Below are 16,681 nucleotides of genomic sequence, written 5' to 3'. Positions count from 1 at the left end.
TGTCACGATTGGCACACCACCCACCCACCGAAGGACCGCGATGACCTGGCGCATGCCATCCGAAACCGCTCCGCACGCCCGCACGTGGATGGCGTTCCCGAGCGAAGGGCCCACCCTGGGCGAGACGGATGCCGAGCGCGAAGCGGGCTACGCGGCCTGGACCGCGGTCGCCCACGCCGTCGCGGCGTTCGAGCCGGTGACGATGCTCGTCGATCCGATAGAGACGGCCCGCGCCCGTCGCCTGCTCGGCGGCGAGATCGAGATCCTCGAGGCGCCCGTCGACGAGTTCTGGATGCGCGACTCGGGCCCGACGTTCGTCGTCGACCCCGAGCGCCCCGGCGTGCTGGGTGCCGTGGATTGGATCTTCAACGGCTGGGGCGACCACGACTGGGCGGTGTGGGCGAAGGCCGCGCATCACGGCCGGATCATCGCCGAGGCCGCCGGCGCCGAACTCGTCCCGTCGTTGCTCGTGAACGAGGGGGGTGGCATCCACGTCGACGGCGAGGGCACGGTCCTGCTGACCGAGACCGTGCAGCTCGACCCGCGCCGCAATCGCTACGCCGACCGTGGACGTGTCGAGGCCGAGATGCTCCGCACGATCGGCGCCACGCACGCCGTGTGGCTGCCGCGCGGCCTCACCCGCGATTACGAGGACTTCGGCACGAACGGACACGTCGACATCGTGGCGACCCTGCCCTCGCCCGGCGTCGTGCTTCTCCACGACCAGGGGAACCCCGCGCACCCCGACCACGCCGTCACGCGTGAGCTGCGCACCTTTCTCGAGACGCAGACGGATGCCAACGGCCGCCGGTTCGAGATCCGCGACCTGCCCGCGCCGGCCACGGTCCGCGACGCCGACGGCGATGTGGACTGGAGCTACGTCAACCACCTCGTCGTGAACGGCGGCGTGATCGCGTGCGGGTTCGGCGAGGAGGAGGCGGATGCCACAGCCCGCGGCATCCTGGAAGAGGTGTACCCGGGTCGCCGGGTCGTGACCGTCGACGCTCGTGAGATCTTCGCGCGCGGGGGCGGCATCCACTGCATCACGCAGCAGCAGCCGGCGGTGACGGCGTGATCGACGTCGTCGAGGCATCCATCGCCGAACTCGCCGCCGCGCTCGCCGAGGGCCGCACGACCGCCGTCGAGCTCGTGGACGCGCACCTCGCGCGCATCGACGCGTACGACGGCCCCGACACCGAGACGAGGCTCAACGCGGTGGTCGTCCGCAACCCGGACGCGCGCGCCGAGGCGGCCGAGTCCGACGCCCGCCGCGCCGCCGGACGGGCGCGGGGGCTGCTCGACGGCATCCCGTACACGGCGAAAGACAGCTACATGGTGCGCGGCCTGACGGTCGCCGCGGGAAGCCCCGCGTTCGCCGATCTCGTCGCCCAGGACGACGCGTTCACGATCGCGCGGCTGCGCGAGGCCGGGGCGATCTGCCTCGGGCTGACGAACATGCCGCCGATGGCCAATGGCGGCATGCAGCGCGGGCTGTACGGCCGCGCCGAGAGTCCGTACAACGCCGAGTACCTGACGTCGGCGTTCGCGTCGGGCTCGTCGAACGGCTCGGGCACGGCGACCGCCGCGTCGTTCGGGGTCTTCGGCCTGGGCGAGGAGACGTGGTCGAGCGGCCGCGCGCCCGCGGCCTGCAACGGTCTGTGCGCCTACACGCCGTCGCGCGGCATGATCTCGGTGCGCGGCAACTGGCCGCTCGTACCGACGATGGACGTCGTCGTGCCGCACACGCGCTCGATGGCGGACCTCCTCGCGGTCCTCGATGTGATCGTCGCCGACGACCCCGAGACGCGGGGAGACTTCTGGCGCGCGCAGCCGTGGGTTCCGCTGCCCGCGGCGTCCGAGGTGCGGCCGCCCTCGTTCGCCGCGCTCGCGGCCGGGACCTCGCTCCGGGGGAAGCGCATCGGCATCCCTCGCATGTTCCTCGGCACCGACCCGCTGGCGGGCACCGGTCCCGGCGGCATCGGCGGCCCGACCGGCGAGCGGATCGTTCCGCGCCCGTCGCTGCTCGACCTGTGGGCCGTGGCCCGCGCCGACCTCGAGGCCGCGGGCGCGATCGTCGTGGAGTGCGATTTCCCGCTCTTGAGCAACTACGAGGGCGATCGCCCGGGTGCGCCGACGATCCGCACGCGCGGGCTCGTGTCGGAGGAGTTCCTGCACCGCGAGATCGTCGACCTGTCGGCGTGGGCGTGGGACGACTTCCTCCGCGGCACCGGACACCCCGGCCTCGCCGAGGTGGAGGGGGCGGCGATCTTCCCGCACCCCGAGGGTGCGCTGCCCGACCGGTACACGGGGTTCGACGATGACATCGCGGAGTACCCCGCGCACGTCCGCGAGCACCCGGTGGCGTCGTTCACCGAAATCCCGCACCTCGCCGAAGGCCTCCGGGGTCTCGAGGAGACCCGTCGCCGCGACCTGGAGGAGTGGATGGATGCCGAGTCCCTCGACGCCGTGGTCTTCCCCACGCTCGCCGATGTGGCGCCCGCCGATGCCGACGTGAACGAGGCGTCGGCCGACATCGCGTGGCGGAACGGCGTGTGGGTGGCGACGGGGAACCTCGCGATCCGGCACTGCGGTGTGCCCACTGTGACGGTCCCACTAGGGACGCTGGCCGACATCGGGATGCCGACCGGCCTGACGTTCGCGGGGCGTGCGTACGACGACGCGGCGTTGCTGTCGCTGGCCGCGGCGTTCGAGGCACTGCGTCCTCGGCGGACGGTGCCGGCGCGGACACCCGCGCTGGGGGCGTAGGGCGGGCGCGCACGGGGCGGGCGTTTTACGGCGCGGCCGCCTCGCTGGCTGTGGGGCACGATTCCTGCGGTTGGGCGTGATTCTTCCGCCCCACCGCACCGAACGCGCCCCAGAACGTTTCGAGCTCGTCTTCGACGGACTTGACCGTCACGAAGCGGTATCGAACAACGCGGGTTCCGACCGCGACGGTACCCCTGGGACGCTGACCGACGTCGGAATGCAGACAGGACTCACCTTCTCGGGCCGCGCGCGCGACGGTGTGGCGTTGCTGGCGCTCGCGGCCGCGTTTGAGGTGCTGCGTCCACGGACGATTGCCCCGCGGACGCTCCCAGTCAATTGACCCGATGAATGGCTAGCGCCATATATCGGGCTGTGTCAAAATCCAGGCAATCGATCGCCCGTATCGGTCGATCTGATCTTGGCGCCGAATGGGGAGTGCCCGATGTGGGTTCAGGGCCGGACTGTCGTCACCGGAATCGTCGGAGCCCTCTTGGCGACCCTTCTTCTGGTCGGCCCGGTTGCCGCAGAACAGCCGGGCGTTCCCGCGGTCGAGAAGCAAGACGCGGATCTCTCCGAGATCGAGTACTTTCCCTCTGATGACATCTCCGATGCCGCGACGGAGACGGTTGATCAATCGGTGGCCAGCCCTTGGCAGGCGGCATTCGCGCTCATCGTGCAAGAAATTCGCGACGAGTACCCCGATGATTTAACGGAGGCTGAGGTCGATCCTGGCCAGGACACTGGCGTGATCCGGTTCAGGGGTGATCCGCCAACCGGCGCGGTCGCCATGGCATCGTCGGTACCGGGCGTCCGGTTGGAAGGCGGGCTGCGATACACCGAGTCGGACATCGACACCGCCTCCCGCCAATTGTTGCTGGAAACGACCAAGGCCACCGGTGATGAGTTCGAGTCGATGACGTACTTCGATTCTCGAGACGACTCATTCCACGTCGAAGTGGCACCGGCCGAACCCGGAACCATGGACACAGCACGCGCCAGCGGAATGATCGCGGGTCTACAGGACGAACTGACTGACGCGAATTTGATCCCCCAAATCCCCATCCTCGTCGATTATGTGGCGTACCCTGTCGTCGACGACGAAGCCTGGGTCGCGGGCTACGCACTCTATCGCGCCGGCGTCTATCACTGCTCCACTGCCTTCCCTGTTGAGAACGTCAACGGACCGGAGCTGGGTATCCTGACGGCTGGCCACTGTAGTGGCAGCGTCTCGTATGCCAACGCGAGCAACTTCATTTTCACGGTCGTGCCGTACAGCCAATCAACGACGGACGTTGACCCAGGAGGGGACTTCAGGTGGCTGTGGAGTTCTCAGATGTTCACTGGTCAGACGCAGGTCAGCGGTGGCGACCTTTGAACTTTTGCATCTGCAGCGATAGCCCCCTTCAACTCGGGTGCGTGCAAGTTCGGCAATACCACAGGGTATGGCTGCGGGACGGTCACGGTTTCGGGCATCTACAAGAATGTCACCGTAGTGCCCGAAGACGGGGGCGGGACTTATTACGCTGGCCCGTTCCGGGGAGTGGGTACTCACATCACCCAAGGCGGAGATAGCGGCGGTCCATGGTTTCTCGGCAGCGTCGCGTATGGCATCCATCAAGGAACCAATCCGGCCGGCACCATCTCCATCTGGAGCAATGTCACGAACGCACTGACTCGATTCAACCTACGGCTATGGGCCGGCTAGGGCTCGGGCTCGTCGCCGGAGCGGCTGTCGTGGTTCTCGCTGCGTGCTCAGCGCCGGCCCCGACGCCTACGCCCTCACCGCGGGAGACGGAGTACTCGGCGCAGCCGGCGATCCTCGTCGGGCTGGCGCCGCCGCGCTCGGCGAGCCTCGTCGAGGATCTCGCCGGAACGCTCGCCGTCAACGACCAGGGATGCGTCGTGCTCCAAGCCCTGCTTCCCGTCGAGAGCGAGCTCGTTGTGATCTGGCCGATCGGAACGAGCGCGGGGCCCGGTCGAGTCGACCTGGTTGATGGCTCATTCGACATCGGCGACTCGATAGATCCAGCTCGTGGATGGTTGACCACGCTCGGCGACCTGGCGCCCGGAGCCTTCCTCGAAGGACGTGACGGCCCGTGCGGGCACACCGAGGCCGCACCGGCGGTCGTCATCACGCAGATCGTCGGTGGCCCGACGCAGGAGTGAGGGTCGCGCCGGCTAGCAGAGGGGACCGATCCGGTATTCCACCCACCAGCCCGGCATACCGCTGTCACCGCCGATGGCGCGGGTCACACCGTAGTCGACAGGGGTCTCGCACCAGTAGAGGGTGGTGCCGTCGAGGAAGTAGCCGAGCGACACCGGTGTGGCGGTGACGGGCGCGCCGTGGACGTCCGGGGGAGCCCACTCGCTGTCGCTGGATGTCGCGAACCATGTGCCGCCCTGGAGATACTGCATCCACTGGACGGAGCCGTAGAACCCGCCGATCGCCTTGGTGACTCCGGTGGCCGAGACGCTGCCGCGGTTGTACAGGGTGGTGCCGTCGATGACGTAGTTGCGGGTGACGGCCGTGGCCGTGGCCGGGGCGCGGAACGATTCCACCGACCCCCAGCTGTCCCGGATGATCCAGGTGCTCCCCTTGAGGTACTGCACCCACGACGCACCAAAAGCCGTCCCACCGATGGCCTTGGTGACGTTCGTGTCGACGCTGCTGCCGTTGAAGTAGAGCGTCGTCCCGTCGAGCAGGAATCCGAGGGTCAATGGGGTGGCGGTCGTCGGCGTGCCCGCGAGGGTGGTGTCGTCGAAGCTCTTCGTGCCGTCCACGATGTACCAGGTATCTCCCTTGAGGTACTGGGCCCATTCGTTGAACGGGAGCATGACGCCGAACGGCGAGGTCCCCCCGACGACTTTGGTGACGTTCGTGTCGAACAGTTCGCCGCCGTGATAGAGGTTCGTCCCGTCGATGAAGAAGCGGACCGTCACGGGGTGAGCGGTCCACGGCGGCGTCCCGGGGCTCCCACTGGGGAAATTCCTCCCTTCTCGGAGCCCCCATCGGGTGGTGACAGCGGGAGAGTTCAGACCCGCGCTGACCGTGCTCGCGCCGGAGCTGAGTGCGGTGATCGTTCCGGAGCCTCCCAGAGTGGGAATGGCGATCCCCGGGAGGGCGATACGACCGTTCACGTCCGTGATGACGGTGCGAGTGGTCGTGCCGTCCGGGAATTGGTATCCCCCGGCGAGAGTGAGGGTCACCTCACGGCCGGAGGCGGGCACGCCGCCCACGGTGAGGACGAGGGAGGCGCCGCTGATCGTGCCGCAGGACACGCCCGCGTAGGACGGCTTGTCGAACGCGAGGCGCACCTCCGCAGGGTTCGAGGCGGCCGCGACGGGGGCCGCGGTGGCGACGGCGACCGCGGGGACCGTCCAAGCGGCGCTCCGAAGGAGGGCTCGACGGTCGACTCCCGGGGGTCGATGTGCGGGGATGTGGCGATGTACGGCGCTCATGCGTGGTGCCCTTCGGGTGGTCGTTGCGGAGTGACCAGGAGGGCGCCGATTATTCGCAGGCGATGTTGCGCACTCTTAACACGGGGTCCCCGAGTGCGGCGGGTGAAATCTTGGTCGTCAGCCGAGGTGCGCGGCGACGCCCCCGCGGGCAGCCGCGGCCGCCTCGAGCAGCCGCACGCCGATGACACCCTCCGGCTCCCACGTCGTGAAGCACGCGGTCGACCACCGGGCATCGGGGGCGGTCTCGACGGCGCCATAGACGCGCGCGAGCTCCGTGACAGGCGGCGTCAATCGGGGCAGGAGGACCGTGAGCACGACGCGATCGGCCACGACGACCTGCGCCGCCGCGCCGTCGTCGAGCGGGCGGATCTCGACGGACGTGTCGGCGAGTTCCTCGGGCGTGAGCACCGCGGAGACCGCCTCGGCGAGGGCATCGATATCGATCGGTTCACGGGTGAATGCGACGCTGCTACGGGGCACGGTTGCCTCTTCTCCGGCGGGTCAGGGGCGGTTCATCGCCCTCCGGAACGGGGGGTGCGGGCGTCGCCGCGGGTACGGACGGGGACCCAGAATCGCGGGGCGCGCCGACCTCTCGCGTCTCGCCCACCTCCTCGTCGAGAGGCGCGGGTACGGCGGCATCCTCGTTCTCGGGGATCGGGTCGGTGGCATCCTCGGGCGACACATCTCTCACGGCCGCTTCCGCCGGCGAACCCGGGGATGTTGCATTCTCCGGTTCACCCGCACTGGCGACGAACTTCGCCACCTGCACGAGCGTGGGGCGCTCGCCGCGGCGAGCCAGTCGGCCGCGGCCCGCGATCATCGGCTCGGCGTACAGCTTCGGCAGCAGCGCACCCTCGGACCGGTCGCCCGACATGATCAGCGCCGTGCCCCCCGTGTCGCGGATGCCCTGCAGCGCCACATCGAACATCGCCCGCGACGCACCCGCGACGGGGCGGCTCACCACCACGTTGAGGCGCAGGTCGCGTGCCGACGCCAGGTACGGCAGCAGCGGGCGCAGCGGTTCGGTGCCGCCGGCGGCGAGGATGTCGAAGTCGTCGGCGATCACGAGGATCCGCGGGCCCGCATCGCGGTCGTTCGCCCGCTTCTCGAGCTCGACTGCGATGGATTCGGCCAGCAGCCGTGCCTGCCGACCCGACGATGCATGGCCGCCGAGATAGGCATCCGGAACCTCGGATGCCAGCTCCCCGCGCGCATCCATGAGGGCGACGACGAGCTCCTCGGCGGAGTGCCGGTCGATCGCACCCTGCACGATGCCGCGCAGCAGCGTCGTCTTCCCGCAGCGGCTGTCGCCGAGGACGAGCAGGTGCGGGTCGCGCGTGACCAGGTCGAGCGACACCGGCTGCATCGTGTCCTGGCGCAGACCCAGGGGGACGGCATCCGGTTCGTCGATCGCGTCGGGCAGCTCGATCGGCGACAGCACCTCGGGGAGCAGGCGGATCGGCGCCGCGCCCTGACCGCCCCACCGGGCCGCGCTCTCGCGCGCGAGCTGTTCGAGGGCCTCGCCGGTGTCGCCGTCGTCGACCTCCTCGAGCAGCGGCAGCGCGATCTGCGCGAAGAGCTTCTCGTCGGTCAGGACGCGGCCGGGCTCGTCGGCGCGGAGCGTCTGCGAGAGCTTGCGCGCGATCTGCGAGTCGGCGGGGTCGTTGAGCTTGAGCTCGAGGCGCGTGCCGATGAGGCCCTGCAGGTTCATGCGCAGTTCGTTCCAGCGCGAGAGGGCGACGACGACGTGGATGCCGAAGCTGCCGCCGCGTTCGAGTAGTTGGGCGAGCGGGGTCTCGAGGTCTTCGAAGTCCTGCCGCAGCGCCCCGAGTCCGTCGACGAGCAGCACGACGTCCGCACTCGGCAGGTCGGGCAGGCGCCCGTCGGCGTGCTGGCGGCGCATGTCGGCGAGCGAGTCGAGACCGTGGTCGCGGAAGACGCGCTCGCGGACGGCGAGCATGCCGGTGAGCTCCTCGAGCAGACGCGTGAGCCGCTCGCGGTTGCCGCGCGTCGCGACGCCGCCGACGTGCGGGAAGGGCTCGATGCGAGCGAGGCCGCCGCCCGTGAGGTCCATACCGTAGATGCTCACCTGGCGCGGGGAATGCGTGAACGACAGCGACGCGGCGAGCGTGCGCAGGAACATCGAGCGCCCCGACTGCGGCGCGCCGGTGATCGAGACGTGTCCGCCCGAGCGCGTGAGGTCGAGCATCCACGGCGACTGCGTCTGCTTCGACGGGTCGTCGAGGAGTCCCATCGGCGCGCGGAGCGTCCCGGCACCGTCGGCCTGGGGCAGGACGCCGCCGAGGGTGAGCACGGGCGGCAGCGGCGGGAGCCACACCGGACGCGTGCGGGCGATGCCGCGCGCGAGCCGCGATGTCGCCGCCTGCACGAGGGTCCGACCGGTGGTGGGCGTCTCGGGCTCGGCGCTGTCGAGCTGCTCGGCCTCGGGCGAGTCGTCGGGCAGGTCATACGCGGGCAGCCGCAGCACCGGCGGGGCGTCGTCGTGTCGGGGACCGGACTCGATCGGGTCGGGCACCGGACCGGACACGTAGCCGGCGCGGAAGCGCGTGTAGACCGACGTGTCGACCTTCAGGTAGCCGAAGCCGGGGATCGCGGGCAGGTGGAACGCGTCGGGGGTGTCGAGCACCACGGCCGACTCCGACTCCGAGAAGGTGCGGAGGCCGATCCGGTACGACAGGTACGTGTCGAGTCCGCGCAGGCGCCCGGCCTCGATCCGCTGGCTCGACAGCAGCAGGTGCACGCCGATCGACCGGCCGATGCGCCCGATCGTCAGCAGCAGCTCGACGAAGTCGGGTTCGGCCGTGAGCAGCTCGCCGAACTCGTCGATCACCAGGAAAAGGTGCGGCAGCGCCGGCAGCTCGGGACGGTCACGCCGCATCTGCCGGTAGTGACCGATGGATGCCGCGTTCCCGGCATCCTTCAACAGGCGCTGTCGACGCACGACCTCGCCCTGGATGCTCGAGCGGGCGCGCTCGGTCAGCTGCGGGTCGTCGGCGAGGTTGTCGATGATGCCCGCGACGTGCGGGAGCCGCGCGAACGGCGCGAACGCCGCCCCACCCTTGTAGTCGACGAGGATCATGCTGAGGTCGTCGGGCGAGTGCGTCAGCGCCAGGCCCAGGATGAGCGTGCGCAGCAGCTCGCTCTTCCCCGAACCGGTCGCGCCGATGCAGATGCCGTGCGGCCCCATGCCGAGCTGCGCCGACTCCTTCAGGTCGAGCAGCACCGGGCCGCCCCGGTCGTCGACGCCGATCGGCACGCGCAGGAACTCCGCGGCGCTGCGCGTGCGCCACGCGGCCGAGGTGTCGATGGCATCCACGTCGGCGACGCCGAGCAGCTGCGTCACGTCGGGGGCCAGGGCCGTCCCGGCATCCTCGGCCGACGTGCGCGTCAGGCGCAGCCCCGCGAGGGGGCGGGCCACGACCTCGAGCGCGGCGGGGGTCAGCGGATCGATCCGGATGCCGGTGACCGCCGCCTCACCCGAACCGGGCGTTTCGACGGTCGCGGTGCCGGCGTCGATCGTCACGCGGACGGCGACAGACGTCGGCTCCTTGAGACGGTCGTCGACGAGGTGCACGACCGTCACGCCCAGCGCGGACAGGTCGAGGGCGGCATCCAGGCGGGGGACGGGCGACGCGGCGTGGTCGGCCTCGTCGACGAAGATCACCAGGCGTCCGGGCTTGGTGCGGCGGCCCGCGCGGCGCGAGGCGGCGGCGGTGGCGACGCGGTCGCGGAGCTCGTCGCGGAGCAGCGACAACAGCTCGGGCAGGCTCGGCGCCACGCGGCGGGCGGTGACGGCCCCGGTCGGCGGGGTGTCGCTCGAAAGGTGGGGCAGGAGATCGATGCCGTCCCAGTCCTGGCGCTGCGCGGGCGCGATCGCCGCGGCGATGTGCACGTCGTCGGGGGAGTGGAACGCGGCGATCTGCGCGGCCAGCGCCCGGGCGACACGGAGCGTGTCGGGCCGTGCGCCGACGAGGGAGACCTGGCCGCCGCGTTCGAGGTCGACGGTCGCGGGCATGCCCTGCGAGACACCGGCGAGGCGCACCATGCGCTCCGCCGATTCGCGCATCACGGGATCGAAGGGTTGCACCGGGTTCTGCTCGGGCGGCAAGGCGACCTCGACGGCGCGCAGGTCGCCCGTCCCGATGCGGACGCGGAGGAAGTCGGCATCCCCGGGTCGTCGTTCCCACCGTCGGGCGGGGTCGGCGACGATCTCGACGAGAGTGCCGGGTGAGGGGTGCAGGGCCAGGGCGGCGGTGCGCTGCGCGTCGGCGGTCTGCCGCACGGCCTCGCGTGTCTCCTCGAGGTAGTCGAGGTAGCGCTCCCGCTGGACGCGACGCTGGCGGGCGGCGTTGCCGCGCTGCGTGAACGCCATGCCGAGGCCGCCGACGAGGGCGACGACCAGGATGACGGCTCCCACCACGACCATGATCGGGTTGTTGCGCAGCAGCACGATCATCGTGATCGACGACAGGCTGCCCACGATGGGCAGCAGCGACTGCAGGGGGAATCCGGTCGCGCCCTCGCCGATCGGCGGGGGCGGCGCCAGGGTCACATCGGGCGCCGGCTCGACGGCCTCGCTGATGCGGGCGGGGCGGTGGACGATGCGGACGGTCACGAGGCCCTCCCCGTGGCAGAGACGAGCGCCGCGGCCAGCTGCACCACGGCCAGTTGGGTCGCCGAGCGACGCGCGTGGCCCCCGGCGGCGAGACCCGGGTCGAACGGCACACCGACGACCCGGTGATCGGCGCCGGTCGCGAGGGCACGGGCGACGCCGTCGCCCTCGCGCGCGTGATCGACCAGTGCCAGCACGACCGACGGCGACTCGGGGAGACCCGCGATCGCGTCGACGACGGAGCGGGCGTGTTCGGCCGGTGAGCGGCGCGCGTCGCCCACCAGGCACACCACGTCGCACAGCGCCGCGCACGCGGCGAGGTCGACGAGGGGATGCCGCGCCCCGAAGTCCGTGACCGACACATCGAAGAAGCGGGCGATCGGTGCGGCTTCGCCGAGCCACGCGCCCACGGCGTCGTCGGCGTCGCGCGGACGCAGAGCGACGACGCCGTCGCGCACCTCGAGACCGCTCAGCGCCTCCGCCGTCGTGCGGGCCGAGGCGCGCGTGTCGTCCGGCGGCACCGGTTCGGCGCCGAGGCGCGCGGCCAGCCCGGGCGTGCCGGTCGAGACGTCCACCGCGAGCACCGGTTCGCTCCGGCGCGCGGCGACCGCGCGGACGAGCTGGTGCGCCACCGTGCTCGTACCGGCACCGGATGAGAGCGACACCACCCCGACGCGACGCGTCGTCGACAGGCCGCCGCGGATCGCGGCATCCCACGAGGTCAGCTGCACGCGGGCGTTGGCACCGCTGCCGAACACCGCGGTCGACAGCGCCCGCACATCGAGCACCGTCACGACCGCCCGCCGAACATGCCGAGCAGCTCGGCGTAGATGCCCAGGGCGCCCACGAGCAGCGGGATCAGCGCCACCACCGCGAGCGTCTCGACGACGTTGCCGAGACCGCGCAGGCGTGCCCGGACGTGCGGCCGCGGCCGCACCAGCACCATCGTGGCGATGAGGGCGGCCACGACGACCGCCACGCCCGCGCCGATCCAGCCGAGACCACCGACGAGAAGCACGGTGAGTCCGGCGGCGGCGATCGCGCCCGCCGCGACCCACAGCAACCAGCCCTGCCACCGCAGCGGGAACGCGCGCGTGCGGAGTGCCGCGACGAGGAAGAACGCCAGGGCCAGCAGTTCCGTCCAGATCGTGCCGGACAGCGCGAGCACCACCCCGGCCACACCGAGGACGGATGCCACGGCCCCGATGCTCCACGTCAGGGCGGCGTACGCCTCGTCGATGGCCGCGAACGCGCGGGGCCGCGCGGGCGGTGAGCCGGCCGCGGCGCGCTGGTCGAGGTCGGTGAGTCCCGCCGACGACAGGGCGATCCACGGCAGCGGACCGGTGGCGAACGCGGCGACGACGCCGGCGACGGCCGAGGCCGCGACGGCATCCACCCCCGCCAACAGAAGTCCGAGGAGCAGCGACGCGAGAACGGCGCCCAGCGCGCCGCCCGCCGCGGCCCCACGGCGCCGGTGGGCCACCCCGACGCCGAGCAGAGCGACCGTCGCGCCGGTCGCGAGCGCGGCGGCGATACCGGCGAGAATCGCGGCGGTCGGTGCCAGTGTCGATGCCAGCGCGGACGAGGTCGCACTCCCCACCGGCAGCGCCAGGCCCGCGGCCGCCGCCGACACGCATGCCGACAACCGTCGGAGCCCGCCGAGCCCGAGGCCCGTGGCGATCGCGGCGAGGAGCACCGAGGCCGCGAGCAACGCGAAAGCCGCGAGCGTCGGTGACGACCAGGGCGACAGCCACCCGGCGACGGCGAACGCCGCCGCGATGCCGGTCCCCCCGGCGATCGTGCGGGCCCGGTCGTCCCAGCGATCCGGGCGGGCGTCGTGCGCGTCGGCGGCGGCATCGGTGACGTCGATCACGACGGGCGGCGGGGGCGCGGCATCCAGGCGGACCAAGCGCACCAGGGTGCCGTCCGCAAGGTCGAGCTGCTGCGGCGTGAGAGCGATGTCGATCTGCTCGCCGTCGGGCGCGATGACGGCGAGCGGTCGCGCCACGGTGCCGGCGGTCTCGCCGAGGAGGTCGAGCAGGCGCGGAATCGCGGCGCCCACGGGCTCGCCGCTGGGGACGACGACTTCGGCGCGGCGTTCGGACCCGGCGACGGTCAGGCGGGTGTAGATGCTCACGGCGTTACGGCTCCGGTGGGGGTCTGGACGGTCGAGGTCGCCTGCTGGGCGCGCTCGGTCAGCAATTGCGAGACGAACGAGACGCCGACGCACGCGGCGCACGCGATCGCGGCGACGATGATCGAGCCCATGAGCCTCTTCATGTGGTCGTTGACCGTGCGGCGCTCGCCGATGTGGCCGTAGACGAGGGCGGCGCCCAAGCGCATGCGCTGGATCTTGGCCTGCTCGATGAGGACGGTGTCGCGCTGGTCGGGCATCAGCGGGTCCTTTCCGGCTCGCGCAGCTGCGCCCGCACGTGCGGGGCGAGGTTCAGCAGTTCGCCGAGACGCTCGGGGTCGAGCGTTCTGAGGACGTCATCGAGGCGTGTCCACCCGCCGCCGTCGACCGAACCGAGCGGCAGCAGTACGCCGGGGAGCCGGGGGCTGCCGACCGTGGCGCCGCCGACCTCGTCGATCCAGCGCTTCGCGTCGATGCCCAGCGCCCGGATACCCACCGGCCCGATGAGCAGCGCCAGAGGTTCGGGCTGCGGGGATGCCGTCGCCCGGCGCGCCAGATCGGGGGCGCCGATCGCGGCGAAGGCGATGCCGATCAGGGGGAGGCCGACGGTTGCCGCACGGGCGAGGAGCTCGCGCGCCTCGCCGGTCGCCGTCGCCCCGGCCTCGCGGCCCACGCCCGGCACCGCCGCCCAGACGCGCGTCGTCTCTTCCAGTCCCTCGTTCGTGCGGCCGACCTGCACCGTCGCGAGCGCCGCGCGTTCGCCGCCGCCCACGGCGACCCAGTGGCTGTCGAGCGGGATGCGGCGTCTCGACCGCTCGGTGAGGTCGTCGCGGTCCCACGGTGCGAGGAGCGGCTCGATCGCGCCCCACGCCGCGGGCTCCGTTCCGGTGAACAGCGCGACCGCCGCTTCCGCGACGCCACCGAGCCGCACGGGCCGGCTGACCCGGTGTCGCGTCGAGATCGTCGCCACGACCTGCAGAGTGGATGCCACCTGCGCGCGGACGAAGAGGGGATGCACGTTCTCGGGCGTCGGCGGATCCGCTGTCAGAGCGTCGACGGGCGCGGCGAGGCGAACTCCCGTGCGCGCCTCGTAGAAGCCGTCCGTGCGCGTACGCACGACCCAGTGCCCCTGCACGGCGGACAACACCTGCGCCAGCGGCTGTGTCAGGCGCGAGAACTCGCTCGACACGATGATCGGCCGGAGCCCCTGGCCCGCGGTCTTGTGGAGGAAGTCGCTCATGCCGGTCGTCAGGGCGACGATCGGCGCGCGCGTCTCGGTGCCGGCCCAGCCGGGGCCGGCCGCGTCGAGGAGGGGGTGTGCGACGGTGCTCATGCGGCATCCCGGACGGTCAGGGTGCGGTCACCGATCTCGAGGACGACATCGGTGGGCACGGGCGTGCGCTGGTGGGGGAGGAGAGGCGTCGAGCTGCCGCCGCCTCGCACGAAGGTGCCGTTCGTGGAGCCGAGGTCGGTGACCCAGACCTGACGGCCGTCCCACTCGAGACGGACGTGCGACTTCGACAGGGTGCGGGACATGTCGGCCCAGCGGTAGACCTCGGCGGGGGCGTCGACCGGGGCCGAGGGGTCGCGGCCGAGGATCAGCGCGGTATCGAGCGTGAGGCGTTCGCCCGAGTCGAGCATGAGCGTCGGGACCATGCCGCGTCGGGCGCGGCCCGGCGCGCTGGCGGGAGTGGCGTCGGGGAACTGGAACGCGGCGATCGCGGGGGCGAAGGGGTCGCGGCCCTTGCGCAGATCGAACATCGCCAGCTTGCCGGACGCCAGCGCCCACACCGCCGACCCGCCCGCGGCCGCGCCGGTGGTGCGGCGGACGATGCGAGCGTCGACGGTCGCGGCGCCGAGGGTGCGGCCGGAGCGACCGAGGAGCCACACGGCGACGGCGAGGAGCGCGACCGCGGCGACGACCAGCAGCCATCCGATCGCCGGGGGACCGGCCGCGATCACGACGATCCCCGCCGCCAGCAACGCCAGGGGCATGACGACATCCAGCGCCACGGCTCCGACGATCTGGCCCCCGCGGGCACGCTCGGTGAACACGAGCGGATCGACGTCGGCCAAGCGCAACGGATCGTGCGTGCTCGTCATCGGGCCCCCTCCCTCGACCTTTCACCTTATGCGGGACGCTCTGACGCCGCGCATTTGCGCCGTCCCTTGCGTGGATAACCCGCGGGACGGCAGAATTCGCGACTCAGCGGCGGGTCAGCGGGATGTACTCGCGCCGTGCGACCATCGCGAAGATCTCTCTCGCTGCGGCATCCGAGATCTCCTCGAGGTCGGAATCCATCGGAAAGCGGATGCCACGATCCAGGACGCCGCGCGTGTCCGGGGTCCAGTGGTCGACGTCCACGAGGAGCTCGTCCACGGGTCCGTGGTCGGTCTCGCACCGCCGGAACAACCGGGCGGGAACCAACCGACCGTCGACGCGGAGTTCACGGACGAAGTAGCGGGGCATGCTGTCCCGGCGAACCTGCGCGCGCCACCCGGCGACGCTGTTGCTCGACCGGAGGCGCGACAGGAAGTCCTCGAGCGCCGGACCTTCCTCCGTGAACTCGCGTCGGCCCTGCGCCGTGGCGCGCTCATCCGTTGCGAAGACCACCCAGCCGCTTCCCGTGCGCTGGATCGCCACGATGTCCGTGTCGTTCATTGCGTCTTCGAACCAGCGATATCCGCCGAGGCCCTCGGCGCGGATTGCCGCGAGCGTTTCTTCGCGCTGCTGTGCGCTTGCCCGCTTGTTGTGGGGGTCGGTCACAGGGGCATCACCTTCTCCCGGAAGTCGCTGAGTACGGAGAGCGGTACGAGGAACGAGACACCGCCGTTGCCGCCGCGCTCGTCGTGCACCTCCGCTCGCGGAAGAGCGACGAGAGCATCCCAGTCCGGGCTGCGGTAGAGGTACAGGACGGCCAGGTAGTCCGCGCCCGATCGGGGCACGGGGGCGTGTACGCGGGTACCATCCTGCTTCCAGGTCGACACGAGCGGAATCCAATGCCCCTCGTAGAGTCCCTCGGCGTCGACGTGCTCCACCTGCAGAACCTCCGCGGCCGGCACGGTCCGATAGCCCAGCCCCTCACGGTCGTAGAGGAAGAACTCGGTGGGCCGTTCCCCGGGCGCCACCGTCGCTGTCGAGGCGAACCACCCGTCGCTCGTTCGGACCCAGATCCCCGTGGCGCGGATCGTCTCGGCATCCATGGTCCGCCTCTTCGCGGGTTGCGCCCGTGTGTCCCTGAACGGCACGTCGTTCCGGGTTCTCACCATCTCCTGGAACTCGATGCCCAGCCGTCGGAGGGTGAAGAACCACCGGGATGCCAGGGCATCCACGGCATGCGGCCAAAGGTCGGGGCGGGCGGCCCGCAGGCGTCGCTTGTAGAGAGCCTCTCCGCCGTCATCGCTCGCGGAGAGCTCGGTGACTTCGAGACGGTCGGAGGCGCGGATCGCATCGTGGACCCCACGGAGCAGGGCGGCGGGATCGGCGTCCTCGCGCTGGGCGAGGTCGGCCACCGCCGGTTCGTCGGCGATGGGCATCGCCGCGCGGCCCCAGCCGAGGTACGCGACGACGGCTGCCGGAAGGACGTCGGCGGGCTGCGGTCGCGTCACTGTCGGTACTCCTCTGGGACCCGAAGGAAGCGAAGGGCGACCTGCCCCGCTTCCCTTGCCCCGAGGGGGTGACCGTCAGG

At 71.5% G+C, this 16,681-nt stretch carries 15 protein-coding genes; 5 read left to right on the top strand and 10 right to left on the bottom strand.

Features of this window, described 5'->3' with window-relative positions; all coding sequences use genetic code 11:
• The first annotated feature begins 40 nt into the window (after positions 1–40).
• The 5 genes from ABC271_RS15955 (at position 41) to ABC271_RS15935 (ending at position 4,932) form a co-directional block, all read left to right on the top strand.
• Positions 41–1,075 carry an agmatine deiminase family protein gene (locus ABC271_RS15955; protein ID WP_412925820.1) on the top strand — a complete coding sequence of 345 codons (1,035 nt, stop codon included), beginning with the start codon at positions 41–43 and terminating at the stop codon, positions 1,073–1,075.
• Positions 1,072–2,766 (top strand): amidase, encoded by a 1,695-nt coding sequence (locus ABC271_RS15950; RefSeq protein WP_412925819.1) that lies wholly within the window; start codon positions 1,072–1,074, stop codon positions 2,764–2,766. The genes ABC271_RS15955 and ABC271_RS15950 overlap by 4 nt, the downstream gene beginning before the upstream one ends.
• 76 nt (positions 2,767–2,842) lie before the next feature.
• Complete coding sequence (locus ABC271_RS15945; RefSeq protein ID WP_412925818.1) at positions 2,843–3,106, top strand: hypothetical protein; 264 nt, start codon at positions 2,843–2,845, stop codon at positions 3,104–3,106.
• 102 nt (positions 3,107–3,208) lie between these two features.
• Entirely contained in the window at positions 3,209–4,141 is a 933-nt protein-coding gene (locus tag ABC271_RS15940) for a chymotrypsin family serine protease (protein ID WP_412925817.1), read from the top strand.
• 317 nt (positions 4,142–4,458) lie between these two features.
• A complete protein-coding gene (locus tag ABC271_RS15935; RefSeq protein WP_412925816.1) occupies positions 4,459–4,932 on the top strand; it encodes a hypothetical protein in 474 nt (157 codons plus the stop codon).
• Positions 4,933–4,944: 12 nt separating this feature from the next.
• Here the strand turns inward: ABC271_RS15935 and ABC271_RS15930 are convergent, their stop codons facing one another.
• The 10 genes from ABC271_RS15930 to ABC271_RS15885 all read right to left on the bottom strand — a co-directional run bounded on the left by ABC271_RS15930 (position 4,945) and on the right by ABC271_RS15885 (position 16,601).
• Entirely contained in the window at positions 4,945–6,225 is a 1,281-nt protein-coding gene (locus ABC271_RS15930) for a hypothetical protein (RefSeq protein WP_412925815.1), read from the bottom strand.
• A gap of 117 nt (positions 6,226–6,342) precedes the next feature.
• Positions 6,343–6,705, bottom strand: a complete 363-nt coding sequence (locus tag ABC271_RS15925; RefSeq protein WP_412925814.1) for a hypothetical protein — start codon at positions 6,703–6,705, stop codon at positions 6,343–6,345.
• Positions 6,695–10,861 carry a type VII secretion protein EccCa gene (gene eccCa / locus ABC271_RS15920; protein WP_412925813.1) on the bottom strand — a complete coding sequence of 1,389 codons (4,167 nt, stop codon included), beginning with the start codon at positions 10,859–10,861 and terminating at the stop codon, positions 6,695–6,697. Before eccCa ends, ABC271_RS15925 begins: the two co-directional genes overlap by 11 nt.
• On the bottom strand, positions 10,858–11,652 hold the full coding sequence (locus ABC271_RS15915; RefSeq protein WP_412925812.1) for a P-loop NTPase family protein: 795 nt from the start codon (positions 11,650–11,652) through the stop codon (positions 10,858–10,860). Before ABC271_RS15915 ends, eccCa begins: the two co-directional genes overlap by 4 nt.
• On the bottom strand, positions 11,649–12,995 hold the full coding sequence (locus ABC271_RS15910) for an EsaB/YukD family protein (RefSeq protein ID WP_412925811.1): 1,347 nt from the start codon (positions 12,993–12,995) through the stop codon (positions 11,649–11,651). The genes ABC271_RS15915 and ABC271_RS15910 overlap by 4 nt, the downstream gene beginning before the upstream one ends.
• Positions 12,992–13,252 carry a hypothetical protein gene (locus tag ABC271_RS15905; RefSeq protein WP_138177080.1) on the bottom strand — a complete coding sequence of 87 codons (261 nt, stop codon included), beginning with the start codon at positions 13,250–13,252 and terminating at the stop codon, positions 12,992–12,994. The genes ABC271_RS15910 and ABC271_RS15905 overlap by 4 nt, the downstream gene beginning before the upstream one ends.
• Positions 13,252–14,325 carry a DUF6177 family protein gene (locus tag ABC271_RS15900; RefSeq protein ID WP_412925810.1) on the bottom strand — a complete coding sequence of 358 codons (1,074 nt, stop codon included), beginning with the start codon at positions 14,323–14,325 and terminating at the stop codon, positions 13,252–13,254. Before ABC271_RS15900 ends, ABC271_RS15905 begins: the two co-directional genes overlap by 1 nt.
• Positions 14,322–15,095 (bottom strand): FHA domain-containing protein, encoded by a 774-nt coding sequence (locus ABC271_RS15895; RefSeq protein ID WP_412925809.1) that lies wholly within the window; start codon positions 15,093–15,095, stop codon positions 14,322–14,324. Before ABC271_RS15895 ends, ABC271_RS15900 begins: the two co-directional genes overlap by 4 nt.
• A gap of 103 nt (positions 15,096–15,198) precedes the next feature.
• Positions 15,199–15,759 (bottom strand): hypothetical protein, encoded by a 561-nt coding sequence (locus ABC271_RS15890; RefSeq protein ID WP_412925808.1) that lies wholly within the window; start codon positions 15,757–15,759, stop codon positions 15,199–15,201.
• Positions 15,756–16,601: a hypothetical protein gene (locus ABC271_RS15885; RefSeq protein ID WP_412925807.1), complete on the bottom strand. Its 846-nt coding sequence runs from the start codon at positions 16,599–16,601 to the stop codon at positions 15,756–15,758. Before ABC271_RS15885 ends, ABC271_RS15890 begins: the two co-directional genes overlap by 4 nt.
• Positions 16,602–16,681: the final 80 nt, after the last annotated feature.

Source organism: Microbacterium canaveralium (genome assembly GCF_047238045.1).
Taxonomy (GTDB): domain Bacteria; phylum Actinomycetota; class Actinomycetes; order Actinomycetales; family Microbacteriaceae; genus Microbacterium.
Note: the sequence above shows the minus strand (reverse complement) of the source record. Positions and strands in the feature narration are given on the sequence as shown.

Coding starts and splice junctions, on each gene's coding strand:
- ABC271_RS15955 (WP_412925820.1), top strand. CDS start 41: ATGACCTGGCGCATGCCATCCGAAACCGCTCCGCACGCCCGCACGTGG.
- ABC271_RS15940 (WP_412925817.1), top strand. CDS start 3,209: ATGTGGGTTCAGGGCCGGACTGTCGTCACCGGAATCGTCGGAGCCCTC.
- ABC271_RS15935 (WP_412925816.1), top strand. CDS start 4,459: ATGGGCCGGCTAGGGCTCGGGCTCGTCGCCGGAGCGGCTGTCGTGGTT.
- ABC271_RS15930 (WP_412925815.1), bottom strand. CDS start 6,225: ATGAGCGCCGTACATCGCCACATCCCCGCACATCGACCCCCGGGAGTC.
- ABC271_RS15905 (WP_138177080.1), bottom strand. CDS start 13,252: ATGCCCGACCAGCGCGACACCGTCCTCATCGAGCAGGCCAAGATCCAG.
- ABC271_RS15900 (WP_412925810.1), bottom strand. CDS start 14,325: ATGAGCACCGTCGCACACCCCCTCCTCGACGCGGCCGGCCCCGGCTGG.
- ABC271_RS15895 (WP_412925809.1), bottom strand. CDS start 15,095: ATGACGAGCACGCACGATCCGTTGCGCTTGGCCGACGTCGATCCGCTC.